Here is a 16,194-nt window from a genome sequence, read left to right as displayed (position 1 = left end):
CTTAACCAAAAACGCGGAGTCACTTACGGCCCATCCCACCGAGTGGAACGGGCCGTAAGTGACCCCGCGTTGCTTTGTGGAACTAGAGCGTTGCGAAAACTTCGCGCAGCAGCTTGGCGGTCTCGGACGGCGTCTTGCCGACCTTTACGCCTGCAGCCTCGAGGGCTTCCTTCTTGGCCTGGGCGGTTCCGGCGGAACCGGAGACGATGGCGCCGGCGTGGCCCATGGTCTTGCCTTCGGGAGCGGTGAAGCCGGCCACGTAGCCAACAACCGGCTTGGTGACGTTGGCCTTGATGAACTCGGCAGCGCGTTCTTCAGCGTCGCCACCGATTTCGCCGATCATCACGATCGCCTTGGTCTCGGGGTCAGCTTCGAACGCAGCCAGGGCGTCGATGTGCGTGGTGCCGATGACGGGGTCGCCGCCGATGCCGATCGCGGTGGAGAAGCCCAGGTCGCGCAGTTCGTACATCATCTGGTAGGTCAGGGTACCGGACTTGGAAACCAGGCCGATGGGGCCTTTGCCCGTGATGTTGTTCGGCGTGATGCCAACCAGCGCCTCGCCGGGGGTGATGATGCCGGGGCAGTTCGGGCCGATGATGCGGGTGACCTGGTTGCCGTCGGCGTCAACCGTGGACTGGGCCAGTGCCCAGAACTCGGCGGAATCCTGGACCGGCACACCTTCGGTGATGACGACGACCAGGCCGATGCCGGCTTCGATGGCTTCAACAACGGCGTTCTTGGTGAATGCCGGCGGGACGAAGACGATGGAGACGTCAGCGCCGGTTTCAGCCATGGCTTCCTTGACGGTGCCAAAGACGTTGATTTCGTTGTCGCCGTGCAGGACCGTGGTTCCGGCCTTGCGGGCGTTGACGCCGCCAACAATGTTGGTGCCGGCCTTCAGCATCAGGGCGGTGTGCTTGGTGCCTTCGCCGCCGGTGATGCCCTGGACGATGACCTTGGAGTCCTTGTTCAGATAGATAGACATGGTGCGTCCCTTTACTTAGCTGCGTTGGCGAGCTCGGCGGCCTTGTCGGCGCCCTCGTCCATGGTGGCGGCCAGGGTAACCAGCGGGTGGTTGGCCTCGGCCAGGATGCGGCGGCCTTCTTCAACGTTGTTGCCGTCGAGGCGGACTACCAGCGGCTTGTTCGCGGAGTGGCCCAGCTCGGCCAGCGCACCAACGATGCCTTTGGCGACGGCGTCACACGCGGTGATGCCACCGAAGACGTTCACGAACACGGACTTGACCTGCGGGTCGCCCAGGATGACGTCGAGGCCGGCAGCCATGACCTCGGCGGAAGCTCCACCGCCGATGTCCAGGAAGTTGGCGGGCTTGACGTTGCCGTGGTTTTCACCGGCGTAGGCAACAACGTCCAGGGTGGACATGACCAGGCCTGCACCGTTGCCGATGATGCCCACGGAGCCGTCCAGCTTGACGTAGTTCAGGTCCTGCGCCTTGGCCTTGGCCTCGAGCGGATCTGCAGCGTCCTTGTCTTCGAGGAGGGCGTGCTTGGCGTGGCGGAACTCGGCGTTCTCGTCGAGGGAGACCTTGCCGTCCAGTGCCACGATGTCGCCGGCGCCGGTCTTGACCAGCGGGTTGACCTCAACGAGGGTGGCGTCTTCCTTCTTGAAAACGTCCCAGAGCTTGAGGATCACGGCGGCGACCTTGCCGCGCAGTTCCTCATCGAAGCCTGCTGCTGCGACGATTTCGTCAGCCTTGGCCTGGTCGATACCCACAGCGGGGTCGATGGCAATCTTGGCGAGCGCCTCAGGGCGTTCGACGGCGAGCTGTTCGATTTCCATGCCACCTTCTACCGAGCACATGGCCAGGTAGTTGCGGTTGGCCCGGTCCAGCAGGACGGAGAAGTAGTACTCCTCGGCAATGTCGGCACCCTGGGCAATCATCACCTTGTTGACGGTGTGGCCCTTGATGTCCATGCCCAGGATGTTGGTGGAGTGCTCAAACGCCTCATCGGCGGTCTTGGCAACCTTGACGCCGCCAGCCTTACCGCGGCCACCAGCCTTAACCTGGGCCTTAACGACAGTTACGCCGCCGATTTTCTCGGCAGCTGCCTTTGCTTCTTCTGGGGTGTACGCCACGATGCCGGCAAGCACGGGTACACCGTGCGCCTCGAACATATCGCGCGCCTGGTATTCAAACAGGTCCACGGTTTAGTGTCCTTCTACGTCGAAGTAGTTTCTGTACAGTCGGGCACCGCCGAAGACGATGACCGGGCTGCGGATTGCCTGCACCTGCGACCAGTCCGGAAACGGGCCCCACAGCGCAATGCTCCATTCGGAACTCTAGCCCTCTCAGAGGACCGGCCCGTTCCACACTACCGCTTATGTGAGTAACGACACTATTCTATGGAGCGTAGAAAAACGCCTAGATTACGGGGTTTTTGAGGTCTCCGCGGGTGCCGGGGAGGCTGTTGCCGCGTCCTTGGAAATAAGTTCGTAGCGGTCCCGGGCAACAAAGAATCCGACGCCGGCCGAGACGTTTCCGCACGCCACGCCGCCGTTATGGGCCGAACAGCGCAGCCCGTTCCGTTCCAGGTTCTGGCCCTCGGCGAGGACCCGCAGTTCCGTCAGCGGGCCGCTCTTGTTTCCCTTGGGTCCGTAGGCTGCCTCCATTTGTGTGACGCCGGAACGGCACTCCCCATACGTTGCCTTGTCCGGGCTGAGCAGCGCCGCTCCGCCCAGATAGCCCAGGCCGGTGCCAGCGCAGTCGTCCTTGATGTCGCCCGCGGCAGGCTTGGGGTAACCGGCAAGCTCGCAATGCGCCACCGGGACGGTGGCGAGCTTGTTGTTGGCCGCATCACTGAAGCTGTTCGACTCATACGGGAGGTTGAGGTGTTCCCCGCGGGCCGACGTCAGGGAGCACACAATGTTCCGGTTCTCCGTGATGAAGGACAGGACGTCCCCGCTGGCCCTGAACGCGGCGGGGTCGGCCAGCGCTGCCTGTTCCAGTTGTTCCATGGCCGGCAGCGGCGGCGGAGCCACATAACCCGGGTCCTCGGTGGTGATACTGCAGGCAGTGCCGGTCACTACGAAGAGGGCGGCCAGGATCCCCAATACAGTCCGTCGCATGGCCTCCATTATGCCCCGGCAGCGGTCTCAGGACGCCGGGCGCGTCCCGGTGGTCTCTACGACGGCGGCAGCAGCTTCGGCGGGATCCTCACGGTCGAACTGCTCCTGCATCGTCCGGGCGCTGGATTTCCAGCCGGGATCCGCCAGGACCTTTCGAACTGCAGCGGCTATGTCGGCGGACTTGGGTGACTCCGTCCTGAGGTTAATGCCGACGCTGGCGTGTTCCACCCGGGCGTTAACATCACTTTTGCCCTCGTTGATGCCCGACACCACCAGCGGAACACCCTTGGACAGGCTCAGCTGCACACCGCCGAATCCGCCGTTGGTGATGAAAACATCCGTGAAGTCAAAGACCTCCGCGAAGTCCACGTAGTCCCGCACCACCACGTTGGGCTGCGGGTAGCGGGCCTTCAGTTGCTCGGTGCCGTGCCCGCCGGTTGCGACGATGACCAATGCATCCATGTCCTTGACCGCCTCCAGCGATGGAACGATGAGTTTGTCCTGGTCCAGGTTGTCCACAGTTCCCTGGGTGACAACGAGTGTTGCGGGATAGGACCGGGGAAAGCCGCCGTCCCCACTGTTCCCACCAGGACCGGCGGGCGCCTGGCCAGGCGACCGGTATGGCAGGAGCGCCCCGACGTAGTGCACTTTGGCATTGACCCGGCGCCGCGGGAAATCGAGGGATTCCGTGCCGGTCTGGATAATGGCGTCCGAGCACCGATAGGGTTCGTCCGTCAGCCGGCCTTCCCGCGGAACAGCCTGGCCGTAGGCGGCATGCTGCCGGCGGTAGCTTTGACTGGCAGGCCGAAGGATGACCTTGTCGGACAGCAGGCCAGCCAGGCCTTGGACCGCCTTCTCCACGGGATTGCGGGGCGGCCGGAACCCGAAGAAAAGCGGCGGCACCTGCGGGTCGCTTTCCATGTTGGGGATCGCAACAAAATTCACCACCGGCTTGCCCATCAAGTGGGAGACGAGCCGGTGAATGAACATGGAACTGTCCGCCACAAGAACGTCTAAGGGATACTGCTGCGCGACCTCGCGGATGTCCTCGAAGAAGTCGCTGACGTTGCTGGCGAAAATCTTCTCGCCGTCGAAGCCGATGGCCCGTGGGCCCTTGAGCTTGGCCCGCTCCGGATAGAGCTCATTGAGGTTATCCGCGCGGTGCTCGATGGCCCTGCGGAAGGGGAAGTGCTGGATTCCCATGCCGCCGAGCCTGTCCGCATAGACCGGACCCGTGTACCAGGCCACCTCGTGGCCGCGGTCCTTGAGCCGCATCGCCACGCCCGTCATGGGGTTGAAATGTCCGTCAATGGCCTGGCTGGCGAACAGGATCTTCACAGTGGTGCCCCCGAATCTGCTGTGCTCAAGTGGCCTGCGCTTCACCGGTTTCCCGGCTTCACCGGTTCCCGGCTACGGGCGCGTTCCTGAACTGTAAGCTAGCCGGGGTCCGCGGACAAGGGTGAGCGTGGTCAGGCGTCGAGCTTCGTGAGTGGCGCGTACCGGAGCAGGAGACGCTTCTCGCCGACGTCGAACTTCACCTTGGCGACCGTCTTGTCCCCCGCACCTTCCAGCGCCAGCACCGTGCCGTCGCCGAAGCTGGTGTGGTTGACTTTGTCGCCCACGCTGACGGCCACAATCTCCTTCTGCGGCTGGACCCGGTTCTTGGCGATGGCTGCGGGAACGTCCGCGTTGAAGCCTGCCGACGAATCGGCGGCCGCACCGCGGGACGTGCCGGCGCCCCAGAAGGATCCGCCGTAACGGCTGGAGCCGATCGCCGTGGTGCTCCCCCACCCGCCGGACTGCCGGCTGGTGCCTTCGCGTTTCCACTCCAGCAGCTCGGCGGGAATTTCCTCGAGGAACTGGCTGGCCGGGTTGTACTGGCTTTGGCCCCACATGCTGCGGACTTCGGACCGGGTGACGTAGAGGCGCTTGCGCGCGCGGGTCAGGCCCACGTAGGCAAGCCGGCGTTCCTCGGCGAGTTCCTTGGGGTCCGTGGCCGAGCGCTGGTGCGGGAACAGCCCGTGTTCCATCCCCGTGAGGAACACCACCGGGAATTCGAGCCCCTTGGCGGTGTGGAGGGTCATCAGCGTGACCACGCCCAGGCGTTTGGCTTCGGCCACGGCGGCGTCGATGTCCGCGCCGGGGGCGTCCGGGATCTGGTCGGCATCAGCCACCAGGGACACCTGTTCCAGGAACGCGCCCAGGGACCCTTCCGGGTTCTCCTGTTCGTATTCACGTACGACGGCGACGAGTTCCGCCAGGTTCTCCACGCGTGACTCGTCCTGTGGATCAGTGCTGGAACGCAGCCCGGCGAGGTAGCCGGTCTGTTCCAGGACGGCCTCCAGCGCGGCGGCGGCACCTGAACCGGAGGCAACCTCTGCGAGGTCGTCCAGCAGTTTCACAAACCCGAGGACGGCGTTGACGGAACGGGTGGCCATGCCGGGAGCTTCTTCAGCCCGCCGGGCGGCGGCCATGAACGACATCCGTTCGCGCTCGGCCAGCGCGGCCACGGCGCCTTCGGCGCGGTCACCAATGCCGCGCTTGGGTTCGTTGAGCACCCGGCGCAGGTTGACGTCGTCGTCCGGGTTCACCAGAACGCGGAGGTACGCGAGGGCGTCCTTGATTTCCTTGCGGTCGTAGAAGCGGGTGCCGCCCACCACCTTGTACGGCAGGCCAACCCGGACCAGCACGTCCTCAATGGAACGGGACTGCGCGTTGGTGCGGTAGAAAATGGCAACATCACCGGGGCGGAGGTTGTCCTCGTCCTGGAGCCGGTCAATCTCCTTGGCAATGAACTGGGCCTCGGCGTGCTCGTTCTCGCCCACATAGCCGATGATCTTGTGGCCCTCGCCCTCGGCGGTCCACAGCCGCTTGTCGGGGCGGTTGGGGTTGCGTGAGATCACGGAGTTGGCCGCGCTGAGGATGTTCTGCGTGGAGCGGTAGTTCTGCTCCAGTTTGATGGTGCGGGCGTCCGGGTAGTCCTTTTCGAACTCCACGATGTTGCGGATGTCGGCGCCGCGGAAGGCGTAGATGGACTGGTCGGAGTCGCCCACGACGGTGAGCTCGGACGCCCCGGGGCCCTCACCCACAATCTCGCGGACCAGGGCGTACTGGGCATGGTTGGTGTCCTGGTACTCGTCCACCAGGACGTGCCGGAACCGCCGCCGGTACGAATCGGCCAGCGCCGGGAAGGCGCGGAACATGTAGACCGTCTCGGCGATGAGGTCATCGAAGTCCATCGCGTTGGCCTGGCGCAGCCGCTGGGTGTACCCCTTGAAGACGTCAGCCACGGCGGACTCGAACGGATCGTTGTAGTTCGCGGACGACGAGTAGGAATCGGCGTCGATGAGTTCGTTCTTGAGCGCGGAGATCTTGTGCTGGATGGCCTTGGGCGCGAACTTCTTGGGGTCCAGGTCCAGGCTCTTGGAGACCTGGATGACCAGCCGCAGCGAGTCCGCGGAGTCGTAGATGGAGAAGTTCGACTTCCGGCCGACGTTGGCGGCCTCCTGGCGCAGGATACGCACGCAGGATGAGTGGAACGTGGAGATCCACATGATCTTGGCCCGTCCACCCACCAGCGCCGAGATGCGCTCCCGCATCTCGGCGGCGGCCTTGTTGGTGAACGTGATAGCCAGGATCTCCCCGTGGTGCGCGCGGTGCGTGGCAATGAGGTACGCGATCCGGTTACTGAGGACTCGGGTCTTTCCCGAGCCGGCGCCGGCAACAATAAGAAGGGCGCCGCCGGCATGCTTAACGGCCTCCTCCTGTTGCGGGTTAAGTCCCTGCAGAAGTTCCTCGGCATCAGGCCGGCGGTGGGCTGGCTCGCCATTGCCGTCATGAGCAGGCTGCTGGTTGGCCCAGCTGGCCGGTCCGCCAACGGACCCGCCGCCCGGGCTACCAACGGACCCACCGCCAGGCCCGCCGCCACCGAATTCGGCGGCCGCGGCAAGGCCTTCCGGGCGCGACTTGGTGCGGGCGGAGGCTGGCGCGGCGGCCTTGAACGGTCCGTCAGAGTACGGGTCAAACAACATATCCATGGTGCCTACAAGTCTAGGCGGTGGGGCTGACAGTCAGGTCCAGCCTGTGGATAACACCGCCACCCCAACCCCGGAAGCACGCAAAGGCCGGTCCGGACTCAGGCCACCGAGCCCGACTCGAGGGCCGCACGCAACTCCCGCACCGCCGTCGTGCCTCCCGCCATAAACCAGTCCAGGCCGTTGATCCGGACAGTGTCCGTGGCGCCGCCGGCGGCGCGGACGATCGCCTTGCCCGGCAGCCAGTCCCATTCCGGGCAGCTGTGCTGGAACCAGCATCCCAGCTGGCCGTCGGCCACCCGGCCCAGGTCGCAGGACCCGGAGCCGAACATCCGCAGCGCCGCGGCGGAGGTGGCCGCAGCGTGCCAGGGCATGGCGCAGAGCGGATCCATCAGCCAGGTGGGGTGGATGTAGGTGGCTGCGCCGAGTTCGGCGAGCGCGGTTGCGTTGCGCCCCCCGCCATCCTGGACAGCGCCCGAGTCACGGTAAGCGGTCAGTACCTCGCCATTCAGTGTGGCAACGTGGGCCGTGCCGCCCAGCCAGAGCTTGTCCTCCTCGGGCTGGAATATCGCGCCGAGCAGCACATCGGACGGGTCCTTCAGCGCGAGGGCCGAGCACCAGTACGTGGATCCGTGCAGGAAGTTATAGGTGCCATCCACGGGGTCGATCACCCAAGTACGGCCGCTGGTTCCGGCCACCGAAGCGCCCTCCTCCCCTAGGATGCCATCCACCGGCCGGCAGCGCTGCAACTGCCCCAGCACGTAGGCTTCGGCAGCGTGATCCGCGGCGGTCACCACGTCGGAGATGGAGGTTTTCTGCTGGGACTGCAGCCCGGCCATGCGCATCAGGAGCGCCAGTTGCCCGGCTTCGCGCACCAGCGCGGATGCCAGCTGATAGTCGTCCAGGGCGGGGTCAAGTTCAAGGGCGCTGTGCCGGCCAGTGGTCATGGACCCAGTTTAGGTGGCGGGATAATGGTGCCATGGCCAAAACCCCAGCGCAGCGGATCAAGAAGCACGGCTCCAAGGCGGCTGTTCCGCAGCACAGCCTCCCGCCGGTCATCAACCCCTCCACCAGCCGTTCGCCGCAGAAGGCCCAGAACAACACCAACCTGATCCTCATCGCCGGAGTCGTGGTCAGCCTGTTCCTGTTCTGGTATGTCCACCTGCTCACGCTCCAGCAGCTCACCCAGCTCTCCGGCGGCCTGGCCATGCCCGACTCGCTCGTGGGAGGTTTTGACGCCGGCTACGTCGGCCAACTGAACGCCGTCATGGACAACGACGCCCGCGGCCAGCTCAACTACGTCCACAAGACAGCCGGCACCCTGTTCCCGCTCATTTTCGGCTTCACGTGGCTGCTCCTGATCGGGACGAACGTCGCCAGAAAGGCACTCCGCTGGGCTCTCTGGGCCGTCCCGCTACTGTTTGTGGTGGTCCGGCTGTGGGGCAACGTCGCCATCGATGCCGCGTTGGCTTCGGAAACGGCCGACGCCGGCCAGGTCGCCTTGGCGTCCGGGCTCACCGTTGCGGGGTGGGTGCTGTTCGTCCTCAGCCTACTGGCCGGGGCCGCGGCTGTGTTCCTGCGGAAAAAGCCCGCAAAAATCGGCTAGGCCCGCGCCGCCCCAGTAACCCTGGCGGCCCCAGTACCGCGCTCCTCCTTGCGGTGCCGGTGCACACGCTGGGCGATCACCAGGCCCGCCGCTGCCACGCCCACGGTGACCGGATAACCCATCAGCCGCTCCAGGGTGCCGGGCTCCGGAACATCCAGGCCTGTCAGTCCGCCTGTGACCAGCGCGGCGAGGGACACCAGCCCGCACACCAGCACGAACCACCCCAGCGGAGTCTGCCGCAGCCAGAGGAGGCCCAGCAGCAGCAACGCCAGCGCGCCGGCCAGGAAGTACATCAGGGCCCCGACGAAGTGCCAGCCGGAGCCGACGTCCTCCGGCACCAGGCCCACGATCATGGTCCCCGCACCGGCAGTACCGGTCAGGACCCGCACGGCGACCGCCGCCTGCCAGGGTTTCCGGCGCCCCGGCTGGACCCGGGCGCCGGCCCTTGCCGCCACACAGAGCAGCCCCGAACCCAGCAGCAGCGCACCGAGCAGCATCCCCAGCCCCTGGACCACAAACGAGGCGTTCATCAGCCAATGCAGCGGCGAACACACATCCCGTCCGTCGTAGATCCCGCAGTGAAGCGCGCCGAGGTCGCTGATGTATCCGGTCCGGCGGTCGTAGGGCTGCGGCCCGCCCCAGGCGCCGATCACGGCCGCTTCCGCCACAAAATACTGCAGGACACTCAGGACGGACCAGGCGCCGATGTACTGGCGGGTCGAGGCGGTGTCCGGGAGGTAGGCCACGGCGGGGGTGGACGTCGGGGCTGATCTCATGCCAAGAGCGTAGTACGGCCTCCCACCTTGTATGCTTGTATCCGTGTCCGGACGGACCGGCCCTGCCGGAACAGCGGACACGCGCCCTCGTAGCTCAGTGGATAGAGCACGGCTCTCCTAAAGCCGGTGTCGTTGGTTCGATTCCAATCGAGGGCACTTGAATCTTCCTTCCCCGGAGTTCGACCTCCGCGCCTACCTGCTCGGCCCCTCGCAGGCCGGGAACTTGCCCGTTCAGGGAAACTGGGCCGTCGAACGGCAGCTGCTGGACCGGTCCGCCGGCACCCACGGAACCTTTTCCGGCGTCGTACATTTTTCCCCCGCGGACGACGGCGGCCTGGCCTTCCGTGAAGAAGGCACCATGCGCTGGCCCACTTTTACCGGCCCCGCCTCCCGCGAATACCTCCTGAAACCCGCCGACCGGCCGGACGCCCTGGACGTGTTTTTTGCCGACGGGCGGCCCTTCCACAGGATGAGTTTCAGCCCGGAGGCCAACCTGGACCAACACTGGTGCGATCCCGATACGTACCGCGTGGCCTACACCTACGAAGGCCCTGACACGTTCAGTTACACGTGGGATGTGACAGGCCCGCGCAAGGACCTGCTGCTGACGTCCGCCCTGAAGCGGCAAGACTGAAGCGGCAAGACTGAACACGCTAGGCTCGGAACCGTGAAAGCCCGCATTGTTGTCTCCGCCGTCTGTGTCTTCGATGACGCCGGCCGGCTCCTGACCGTCCGCAAGCGCGGCACCAGCATGTTTATGCACCCGGGAGGCAAGCCCGAAGCCGGCGAAACCGCCGTCCACGCCGCTGCGCGGGAACTTCAGGAAGAAGTGGGAATCGTGGTGGATCCGCACGAACTGGAGCTGATGGGCGTCTGGATCGCCGACGCCGCCAACGAGGCCGCCACGGACATCGAAGCCACGGTGTTTACAGCACCCGGAACCTGGACCGCGCACCCCTCGGCTGAGATCGCCGAGATCCGCTGGCTGGACCTGGCCGCGCTGGACCGGGGCGCGCCGCTGCCAGCGGACCTCGCCCCGCTCCTCACGGACCACATCCTGCCGGAACTGGCCACCCTGCGCCCCGGCCCCAACTAGGTAGCGCTAAGTGTCGTTTTGAGGGCTCAAAACGACAGTTAGCGCTACCTAGTTGGGGAAGGCTGAGCTCTAGTACTCCGGAACGGCTTCCGCTGCCACGGCCGTGGCTTCGGCGAACTGCGTCTGGTACAGCTCGGCGTACCGGCCTTCGGCCGCGAGCAGATCGGTATGGTTCCCGCGTTCCACGATCCGCCCGTCCTCCACCACCAGGATGACGTCGGCGGCTCGGATGGTGGACAGCCGGTGGGCAATCACGACGGCGGTGCGCCCCTCGAGCGCGGCGCCCAGGGCCGCCTGCACGGCGGCTTCGTTGGTGGAGTCCAGCGCGGCGGTGGCCTCGTCGAGGATGACAACCCGGGGCTGGGAAATCAGCAGCCGGGCGATGGTGAGGCGCTGGCGTTCACCGCCGGAGAGCCGGTAGCCGCGCTCCCCCACCACGGTGTCCAGGCCGTCAGGCAGGGAGCGGATCATGGTTTCCAGGCGGGCCTGCCGGATGGCGTCCCACATGTCTTCCTCGGTGGCGTCCGGCCGGGCGAGCCGGAGGTTGGAAGCGATCGACTCGTGGAACAGGTGCCCGTCTTGGGTGACCATGCCCAGCGTGTCCCGCAGGGAATCGAACGTGGCGTCCCGGACGTCCAGCCCCGAGCCCGGCAGGGTGCCGCCGAGCCGCACGGCGCCGGAATCGACGTCGTACAGCCGGGAAAGCAGCTGCGCGATAGTGGACTTTCCGGCACCGGAGGAACCCACCAGGGCGACGGTCTGCCCGGGCTCCACCCGGAAACTGATGCCATGCAGCACCTCTTCGCCGCCGCGGGTGTCCAGCGTGGACACTTCCTCGAGCGAGGCCAGCGAGACCTTGTCCGCCGAGGGGTAGGCGAAGCGAACGTCGTCAAACTCCACCGAAACGTTTCCCGGCGGGATGGCCACGGCGTCGGGCTTCTGCTGGATCAGGGGCTTGAGGTCCAGGATCTCGAAAACCCGCTCGAAGCTGACCAGCGCGCTCATGATTTCCACGCGGGCGTTGGACAGGGCGGTGAGCGGGGCGTACAGGCGGGTCAGCAGCAGGGCCAGCACCACAACGTCGCCCGCGGCGAGCTGACCGCCGATGGCCAGCCAGCCGCCCAGGCCGTAGACCAGGGCCAGGGCGAGTGCGGATACCAGCGTGAGCGCGGTGACGAAGGTGAACTGCAGCATGGCGGTGCGGACGCCGATGTCACGGACCCGGCCGGCCCGGACAGCGAACTCGCGGGATTCCTCGTCCGGGCGGCCGAAAAGCTTCACCAGCGTGGCGCCGGGAGCGGAGAAGCGCTCGGTCATCTGGGTGCCCATGGCTGCGTTGTGGTCTGCGGCTTCACGGCGCAGGTCTGCGAGCTTGGAGCCCATCCGGCGGGCGGGGATCAGGAAGATCGGCAGGAGGATCATGGCGAGCACGGTGACCTGCCAGGAAGTCCCGAGCATTACGATCAGCGTCAGGATCAGCGCCACGACGTTGCTGACCACGCCGGACAGGGTGCCGGCGAAGGCGGACTGGGCGCCGATGACGTCGTTGTTCAGGCGGCTGACCAGTGCGCCGGTGCGGGTGCGGGTGAAGAATGCGATGGGCATCTTCTGCACATGGTCAAAGACCCTGGTGCGCAGGTCCACGATCACGCCTTCGCCGATGTTGGAGGACAGCCAGCGGCTGACCAGTCCCAGTCCGGCTTCGGCAACGGCCACGGCGGCGATCAGCAGCGCCAGCCGGATCACTTCGTCCGTGCCGGCCTTGGCCACGATGGCATCTACCACCTGGCCGGCCAGCACGGGCGTGGCCACGGCCAGGAACGCCATCACAATGGACAGCGCCACAAACGCGATCAGTTTTGTCCGGTGCGGGCGCGCGAACCCCAGGACCCGTTTCAGGGTGGCCTTGGAGAAGGGCTGGGAGCCGTTCTTGGCCCGGGAGATGTTGTACAGGGAGTGCCAGGCGACGCCATCCATGCTCATCGCTGTTGCTCCGTTACGTCTGCCATCAGTTCAGTTACCGTTCCGTTGTCCACATTCCACCGGACATCCAGCCGCACGTTCTCGAGCAGCCTCCGGTCATGGGTTACTAACAGCAAAGCGCCCTCATAACTTCCCAGCGCCTCTTCCAGCTGCTCGATGGCGGGCAGGTCCAGGTGGTTGGTGGGTTCGTCCAGGACCAGCAGATTCACCCCGCGGGCCTGCAGCAGCGCCAGTGCGGCGCGGGTGCGTTCGCCCGGCGACAGGGAATCCACGGGGCGGGTGGTGTGGTCCGCCTTCAGCCCGAACTTGGCCAGCAGCGTGCGGACCTCCGCCGCTGTCAGGTCCGTGAGCACGGCTTCGACGGCGTCGGCAAGGTTGAGATGGCCGGCCAGCAGTCCGCGGGCCTGGTCAATTTCGCCGATGGCCACCGAGGCGCCCATGGCGGCGTTGCCGGCGTCGGGCGCCTGCACGCCCAGGAGCAGGCGCAGCAGCGTCGACTTGCCGGCTCCGTTGGGGCCGGTGATGCCGATCCGCTGCCCCGCGTTGAGCTGCAGGTTCACCGGGCCCAGCGTGAAGCTTCCCTGTTTCACGACGGCGTCACGCAAGGTGGCCACCACCGCACTGGACCGGGGCGCCTGGCCAATGGTGAACTGCAGCTGCCATTCCTTCCGCGGCTCCTCCACCACGTCCAGCCGGGCAATCCGGGATTCCATCTGCCGGACCTTCTGGGCCTGCTTTTCCGATGACTCGGTGCTGGCGGCCCGGCGGATCTTGTCATTGTCCGGGCTTTTCTTCATGGCGTTCCGCACACCCTGGGAGCTCCACTCGCGCTGCGTCCGGGCACGGGAGACCAGGTCTGCCTTGGTGGACGCGAACTCCTCGAACTTTTCCCTCGCGTGGCGCCGCGCCACCGCGCGCTCCTCCAGGAAGGCTTCATAGCCGCCGTCGTATACCGCCACGGAATTCTGCGCCAGATCCAGTTCCACGATGGTGGTCACACAGCGGGCCAGGAACTCGCGGTCATGGGACACCAGCACCACGCCGCCGCGCAGTCCCTGCACAAACGCTTCCAGTTTGGCCAGGCCGGCCAGGTCAAGGTCGTTGGTGGGCTCGTCCAGCAGCACAACGTCGAACCGGCTGAGCAGGAGCGCCGCGAGGGCCACGCGGGCGGCCTGGCCGCCGGAGAGCCCGGTCATGGGAGCGTCCGCGCCGGTGTCCAGGCCCAAATCTGCCAGGACGGGCGGGATGCGTTCGTCGAGGTCTGCCGCGCCTGACGCCATCCAGCGGTCAAAGGCCAGCGAGTAGGCGTCATCGGCTCCCGGTGCGCCGGATCCCAACGCCTCCGCGGTGGACTCCATCTCCACGGTGGCCTGGGCGCAGCCGGTCCGGCGTGCGATGTAGCCGGCCACGGTCTCGCCGGCGACGCGCTCGTGTTCCTGGGGCAGCCAACCCACAAAGGCATCGGAGGGGGCGAGGCTGACGCTGCCGCACTGGGGCTGGTCCACGCCGGCCAGCAGGCGCAGCAGGGTGGACTTGCCGGCGCCGTTGGCGCCCACCACACCCACCACGTCACCGGGGGCCACCGTGAGGGAAAGTTTGTCGAACAGCGTCCGGTGGTCGTGGCCGCCGGAAAGATCTTTGGCAACAAGGGTTGCAGTCATAGGTTGGTCCATCCTCTCGCCGCCGCCCGGCCGGAGGAGCCCGCCTGAATCGGCCCGAAACTGCGGTGAATCCGCAATGTGCCGCCCCGAAAAGTGCCGGGGCACTAAAGAGCCCGCCGGTCCGGACTTGGGGGGTGTACGGACCAACGGGCTCGACCATTAAGCATAGTCGACTCAGCACGCCGCACCAAACCCGCCTGCGGGAGATCAGGCTAAAATCAGAAGCGACCATCCGTTCTGCAGAGAGCCGTTATGCCCATTCATGCCAAGGCGTTCCAGCGCTGGCTGCACGGCATCGCCCCCCACACGAGCACGTCCGACATCTGCCGCGTGTCCGGCATCAAGCGGACCACACTGGCCCAGCAGCTTGTCCGGGGCAAGGTGGCCGAGGCAACAGTGGTGAGCATCAGCCGGGCGTACAACGTCAACCCCGTCTCGGCGCTGGCGGCGTTCGAGGCCTACAGCCAGCTCGCGGACACGCACCCGCCCACCAGGGCCGAACTGGTCAGCCAGATCTCCACCGCGGACCTCCTGCGGGCGGTTTTGGCCCGTTCCGCCGCGGACCCGGGCGGCGAGCCGGCGGCGGCCGTGCCGGCCAGTTCGTCCGTGTTGGAGCCGGCCCCGCACGCCACCTCGGTCAAGAACTGGGTGGAGGCCATCGACGACGGCGAGCTGCGGCACCGGGTCTCCGCCGCCACCGGAATCGCCCCGCAGAACTATTCGGCACAACTGACCGCAAACCGGCTGGCTCCCGAACTGGCGGTTGCCACCTCCCTTGCCGCCGGCGTCGGCCCGGCCAGCGGCCTGGTGGCCACCGGGCTTGTCACGGAGGCGGAGGCCGGCTGGCCTCCCGGAGCCCGGCAGTCCGCCCTGGACAGCCTGTCCGACGGCGAGCTGACCACCCTGGCCGGTGACCGGCTGCAGACTCTCGGCAGGGCCCTCCGCCGGCAGGAACATGACCACGAGAAAACCGAAAAGATCTGGGAGAACCTGGGATGATCGAAATCCTGCAGTGGTCCACGCTGACTGTCTGCGGCCTGGTGGCCGTCGCGCGGGTTCCCACTGCCGTGAGGGGGAGGAATCGGATACTCTTCTACATCTTTGCGCTGATGACGCTCGCCATTCTGCTCAGCATCCAGGCACCGTACCTTGCCATCGACCAGGCGCTCGGCGGTGTTAATGCGGCCAACCTCCTGCTCCGCTTTGTCATCTTCGCCGCTATTTTCTTCGTGGGCATCCGCGTCACCCGGGGCTTTGGGGCCGACGACGCCTACCGGCTGCTGACCGGACGGATCGGAATGGCTGTGCTGGGCCTGACCTCGCTGATGGTGGTGGTTGTGTTCCTGATGATGGACACGGCGGGATCCTCCGCGGGCATGGGCTCGGTGTCAGCCAAGGACGCCCGGCACGGACTGCTGGTTGAGTACTACGGTGCCGCGGGCCGCGCCTACCCTGCCTACGTTTCACTGGTCCTGCTGCCAGCCATGGTCCGTGGCTGCCGGAGCACCTTTCCGCTCTTGGTCCGGGTAGCGGCATTCCTGCTGGCCCTCGGAGCGGTTGCCATTGGCGCGAGCCTGTTGTTCCCGGTGCTCCCACCGGCCTTGGGCTCAGTGGAGTTTGTCATCAACTACACAGCCGTCCTATGTTTTGTCATCGGGCTGGCGCTGATCTGGGTAGCCAAGCTGCGGTCCGGGCGGAGTGAGCCGAGACAAAAGACTTCTACTGGAAAGTAGCCCTCACGCTTTCACAAAATCATTAGACATGGCACAATCATGAATGTGTGAAGTTGGGTGCCGGTGTTCGCGAACGGGGATGGATTCCTGGACGCCGGGCCCGTTGAGTCTTTGCATTCTTTGGGGGGATGAGTGGTGGCGGGCCGTTGGGGACCGCCCCCACTCAGCCATTTAACGGCCAGGTCACGCCAACCATCATCGATTGCTCCGTAACGGCC

At 66.1% G+C, this 16,194-nt stretch carries 14 protein-coding genes and 1 tRNA gene; 6 read left to right on the top strand and 9 right to left on the bottom strand.

The window, feature by feature from the left end; translation table 11 throughout:
• Window positions 1–82 precede the first annotated feature (82 nt).
• The 6 genes from sucD to ACVWY0_RS06815 all read right to left on the bottom strand — a co-directional run bounded on the left by sucD (window position 83) and on the right by ACVWY0_RS06815 (window position 8,068).
• Window positions 83–985 carry a succinate--CoA ligase subunit alpha gene (sucD, locus tag ACVWY0_RS06840; protein ID WP_485836018.1) on the bottom strand — a complete coding sequence of 301 codons (903 nt, stop codon included), beginning with the start codon at window positions 983–985 and terminating at the stop codon, window positions 83–85.
• 11 nt (window positions 986–996) lie between these two features.
• The gene (sucC, locus tag ACVWY0_RS06835) at window positions 997–2,166 is read right to left on the bottom strand and encodes an ADP-forming succinate--CoA ligase subunit beta (RefSeq protein ID WP_485836017.1); all 1,170 of its coding nucleotides are present in this window, start codon (window positions 2,164–2,166) and stop codon (window positions 997–999) included.
• Window positions 2,167–2,388: 222 nt separating this feature from the next.
• Complete coding sequence (locus tag ACVWY0_RS06830; RefSeq protein ID WP_485836016.1) at window positions 2,389–3,096, bottom strand: hypothetical protein; 708 nt, start codon at window positions 3,094–3,096, stop codon at window positions 2,389–2,391.
• 18 nt (window positions 3,097–3,114) lie between these two features.
• Complete coding sequence (locus ACVWY0_RS06825; RefSeq protein ID WP_485836015.1) at window positions 3,115–4,425, bottom strand: glycosyltransferase; 1,311 nt, start codon at window positions 4,423–4,425, stop codon at window positions 3,115–3,117.
• 131 nt (window positions 4,426–4,556) lie between these two features.
• Window positions 4,557–7,124 (bottom strand): DNA helicase PcrA, encoded by a 2,568-nt coding sequence (pcrA, locus tag ACVWY0_RS06820; protein ID WP_485836014.1) that lies wholly within the window; start codon window positions 7,122–7,124, stop codon window positions 4,557–4,559.
• A 98-nt stretch (window positions 7,125–7,222) separates the two neighbouring features.
• Window positions 7,223–8,068 carry an inositol monophosphatase family protein gene (locus ACVWY0_RS06815; RefSeq protein WP_485836013.1) on the bottom strand — a complete coding sequence of 282 codons (846 nt, stop codon included), beginning with the start codon at window positions 8,066–8,068 and terminating at the stop codon, window positions 7,223–7,225.
• A gap of 32 nt (window positions 8,069–8,100) precedes the next feature.
• Between ACVWY0_RS06815 and ACVWY0_RS06810 the strand changes: the two genes are divergently transcribed.
• Entirely contained in the window at window positions 8,101–8,727 is a 627-nt protein-coding gene (locus ACVWY0_RS06810; protein WP_485836012.1) for a hypothetical protein, read from the top strand.
• Here ACVWY0_RS06810 and ACVWY0_RS06805 read toward each other — a convergent pair.
• On the bottom strand, window positions 8,724–9,503 hold the full coding sequence (locus tag ACVWY0_RS06805) for a DUF998 domain-containing protein (protein ID WP_485836011.1): 780 nt from the start codon (window positions 9,501–9,503) through the stop codon (window positions 8,724–8,726). The two genes, ACVWY0_RS06810 and ACVWY0_RS06805, sit on opposite strands and share 4 nt — an antisense overlap.
• 83 nt (window positions 9,504–9,586) lie before the next feature.
• Here ACVWY0_RS06805 and ACVWY0_RS06800 point away from each other — a divergent pair.
• The 3 genes from ACVWY0_RS06800 (at window position 9,587) to ACVWY0_RS06790 (ending at window position 10,599) form a co-directional block, all read left to right on the top strand.
• Window positions 9,587–9,659 (top strand) — tRNA-Arg (locus ACVWY0_RS06800).
• 1 nt (window position 9,660) lies between these two features.
• Window positions 9,661–10,137: a DUF6314 family protein gene (locus ACVWY0_RS06795; RefSeq protein ID WP_485836010.1), complete on the top strand. Its 477-nt coding sequence runs from the start codon at window positions 9,661–9,663 to the stop codon at window positions 10,135–10,137.
• Window positions 10,138–10,170: 33 nt separating this feature from the next.
• Window positions 10,171–10,599: an NUDIX hydrolase gene (locus ACVWY0_RS06790; protein WP_485836009.1), complete on the top strand. Its 429-nt coding sequence runs from the start codon at window positions 10,171–10,173 to the stop codon at window positions 10,597–10,599.
• Window positions 10,600–10,668: 69 nt separating this feature from the next.
• Here the strand turns inward: ACVWY0_RS06790 and ACVWY0_RS06785 are convergent, their stop codons facing one another.
• Together ACVWY0_RS06785 and ACVWY0_RS06780 are read right to left on the bottom strand one after the other, a co-directional pair.
• Entirely contained in the window at window positions 10,669–12,582 is a 1,914-nt protein-coding gene (locus ACVWY0_RS06785) for an ABC transporter ATP-binding protein (RefSeq protein ID WP_485836008.1), read from the bottom strand.
• Window positions 12,579–14,243 carry an ABC-F family ATP-binding cassette domain-containing protein gene (locus ACVWY0_RS06780; protein WP_485836007.1) on the bottom strand — a complete coding sequence of 555 codons (1,665 nt, stop codon included), beginning with the start codon at window positions 14,241–14,243 and terminating at the stop codon, window positions 12,579–12,581. Before ACVWY0_RS06780 ends, ACVWY0_RS06785 begins: the two co-directional genes overlap by 4 nt.
• Before the next feature lie 252 nt (window positions 14,244–14,495).
• Here ACVWY0_RS06780 and ACVWY0_RS06775 point away from each other — a divergent pair, with 252 nt between their 5' ends.
• Together ACVWY0_RS06775 and ACVWY0_RS06770 are read left to right on the top strand one after the other, a co-directional pair.
• Window positions 14,496–15,242: a hypothetical protein gene (locus tag ACVWY0_RS06775; RefSeq protein WP_485836006.1), complete on the top strand. Its 747-nt coding sequence runs from the start codon at window positions 14,496–14,498 to the stop codon at window positions 15,240–15,242.
• Window positions 15,239–15,976 carry a hypothetical protein gene (locus tag ACVWY0_RS06770; protein WP_485836005.1) on the top strand — a complete coding sequence of 246 codons (738 nt, stop codon included), beginning with the start codon at window positions 15,239–15,241 and terminating at the stop codon, window positions 15,974–15,976. Before ACVWY0_RS06775 ends, ACVWY0_RS06770 begins: the two co-directional genes overlap by 4 nt.
• The last annotated feature ends 218 nt before the right edge of the window (window positions 15,977–16,194 follow it).

This window comes from Arthrobacter sp. UYNi723 (genome assembly GCF_054057635.1).
This window is presented reverse-complemented; position numbering and strand designations above follow the sequence as displayed.

What these genes read in the sequence shown, in the direction of transcription:
- ACVWY0_RS06810 (WP_485836012.1), top strand. Translation starts at nt 8,101, where the DNA reads ATGGCCAAAACCCCAGCGCAGCGGATCAAGAAGCACGGCTCCAAGGCG.
- ACVWY0_RS06830 (WP_485836016.1), bottom strand. Translation starts at nt 3,096, where the DNA reads ATGGAGGCCATGCGACGGACTGTATTGGGGATCCTGGCCGCCCTCTTC.
- ACVWY0_RS06780 (WP_485836007.1), bottom strand. Translation starts at nt 14,243, where the DNA reads ATGACTGCAACCCTTGTTGCCAAAGATCTTTCCGGCGGCCACGACCAC.
- ACVWY0_RS06815 (WP_485836013.1), bottom strand. Translation starts at nt 8,068, where the DNA reads ATGACCACTGGCCGGCACAGCGCCCTTGAACTTGACCCCGCCCTGGAC.
- ACVWY0_RS06805 (WP_485836011.1), bottom strand. Translation starts at nt 9,503, where the DNA reads ATGAGATCAGCCCCGACGTCCACCCCCGCCGTGGCCTACCTCCCGGAC.
- pcrA (WP_485836014.1), bottom strand. Translation starts at nt 7,124, where the DNA reads ATGGATATGTTGTTTGACCCGTACTCTGACGGACCGTTCAAGGCCGCC.
- sucD (WP_485836018.1), bottom strand. Translation starts at nt 985, where the DNA reads ATGTCTATCTATCTGAACAAGGACTCCAAGGTCATCGTCCAGGGCATC.
- ACVWY0_RS06770 (WP_485836005.1), top strand. Translation starts at nt 15,239, where the DNA reads ATGATCGAAATCCTGCAGTGGTCCACGCTGACTGTCTGCGGCCTGGTG.
- ACVWY0_RS06775 (WP_485836006.1), top strand. Translation starts at nt 14,496, where the DNA reads ATGCCCATTCATGCCAAGGCGTTCCAGCGCTGGCTGCACGGCATCGCC.
- ACVWY0_RS06785 (WP_485836008.1), bottom strand. Translation starts at nt 12,582, where the DNA reads ATGAGCATGGATGGCGTCGCCTGGCACTCCCTGTACAACATCTCCCGG.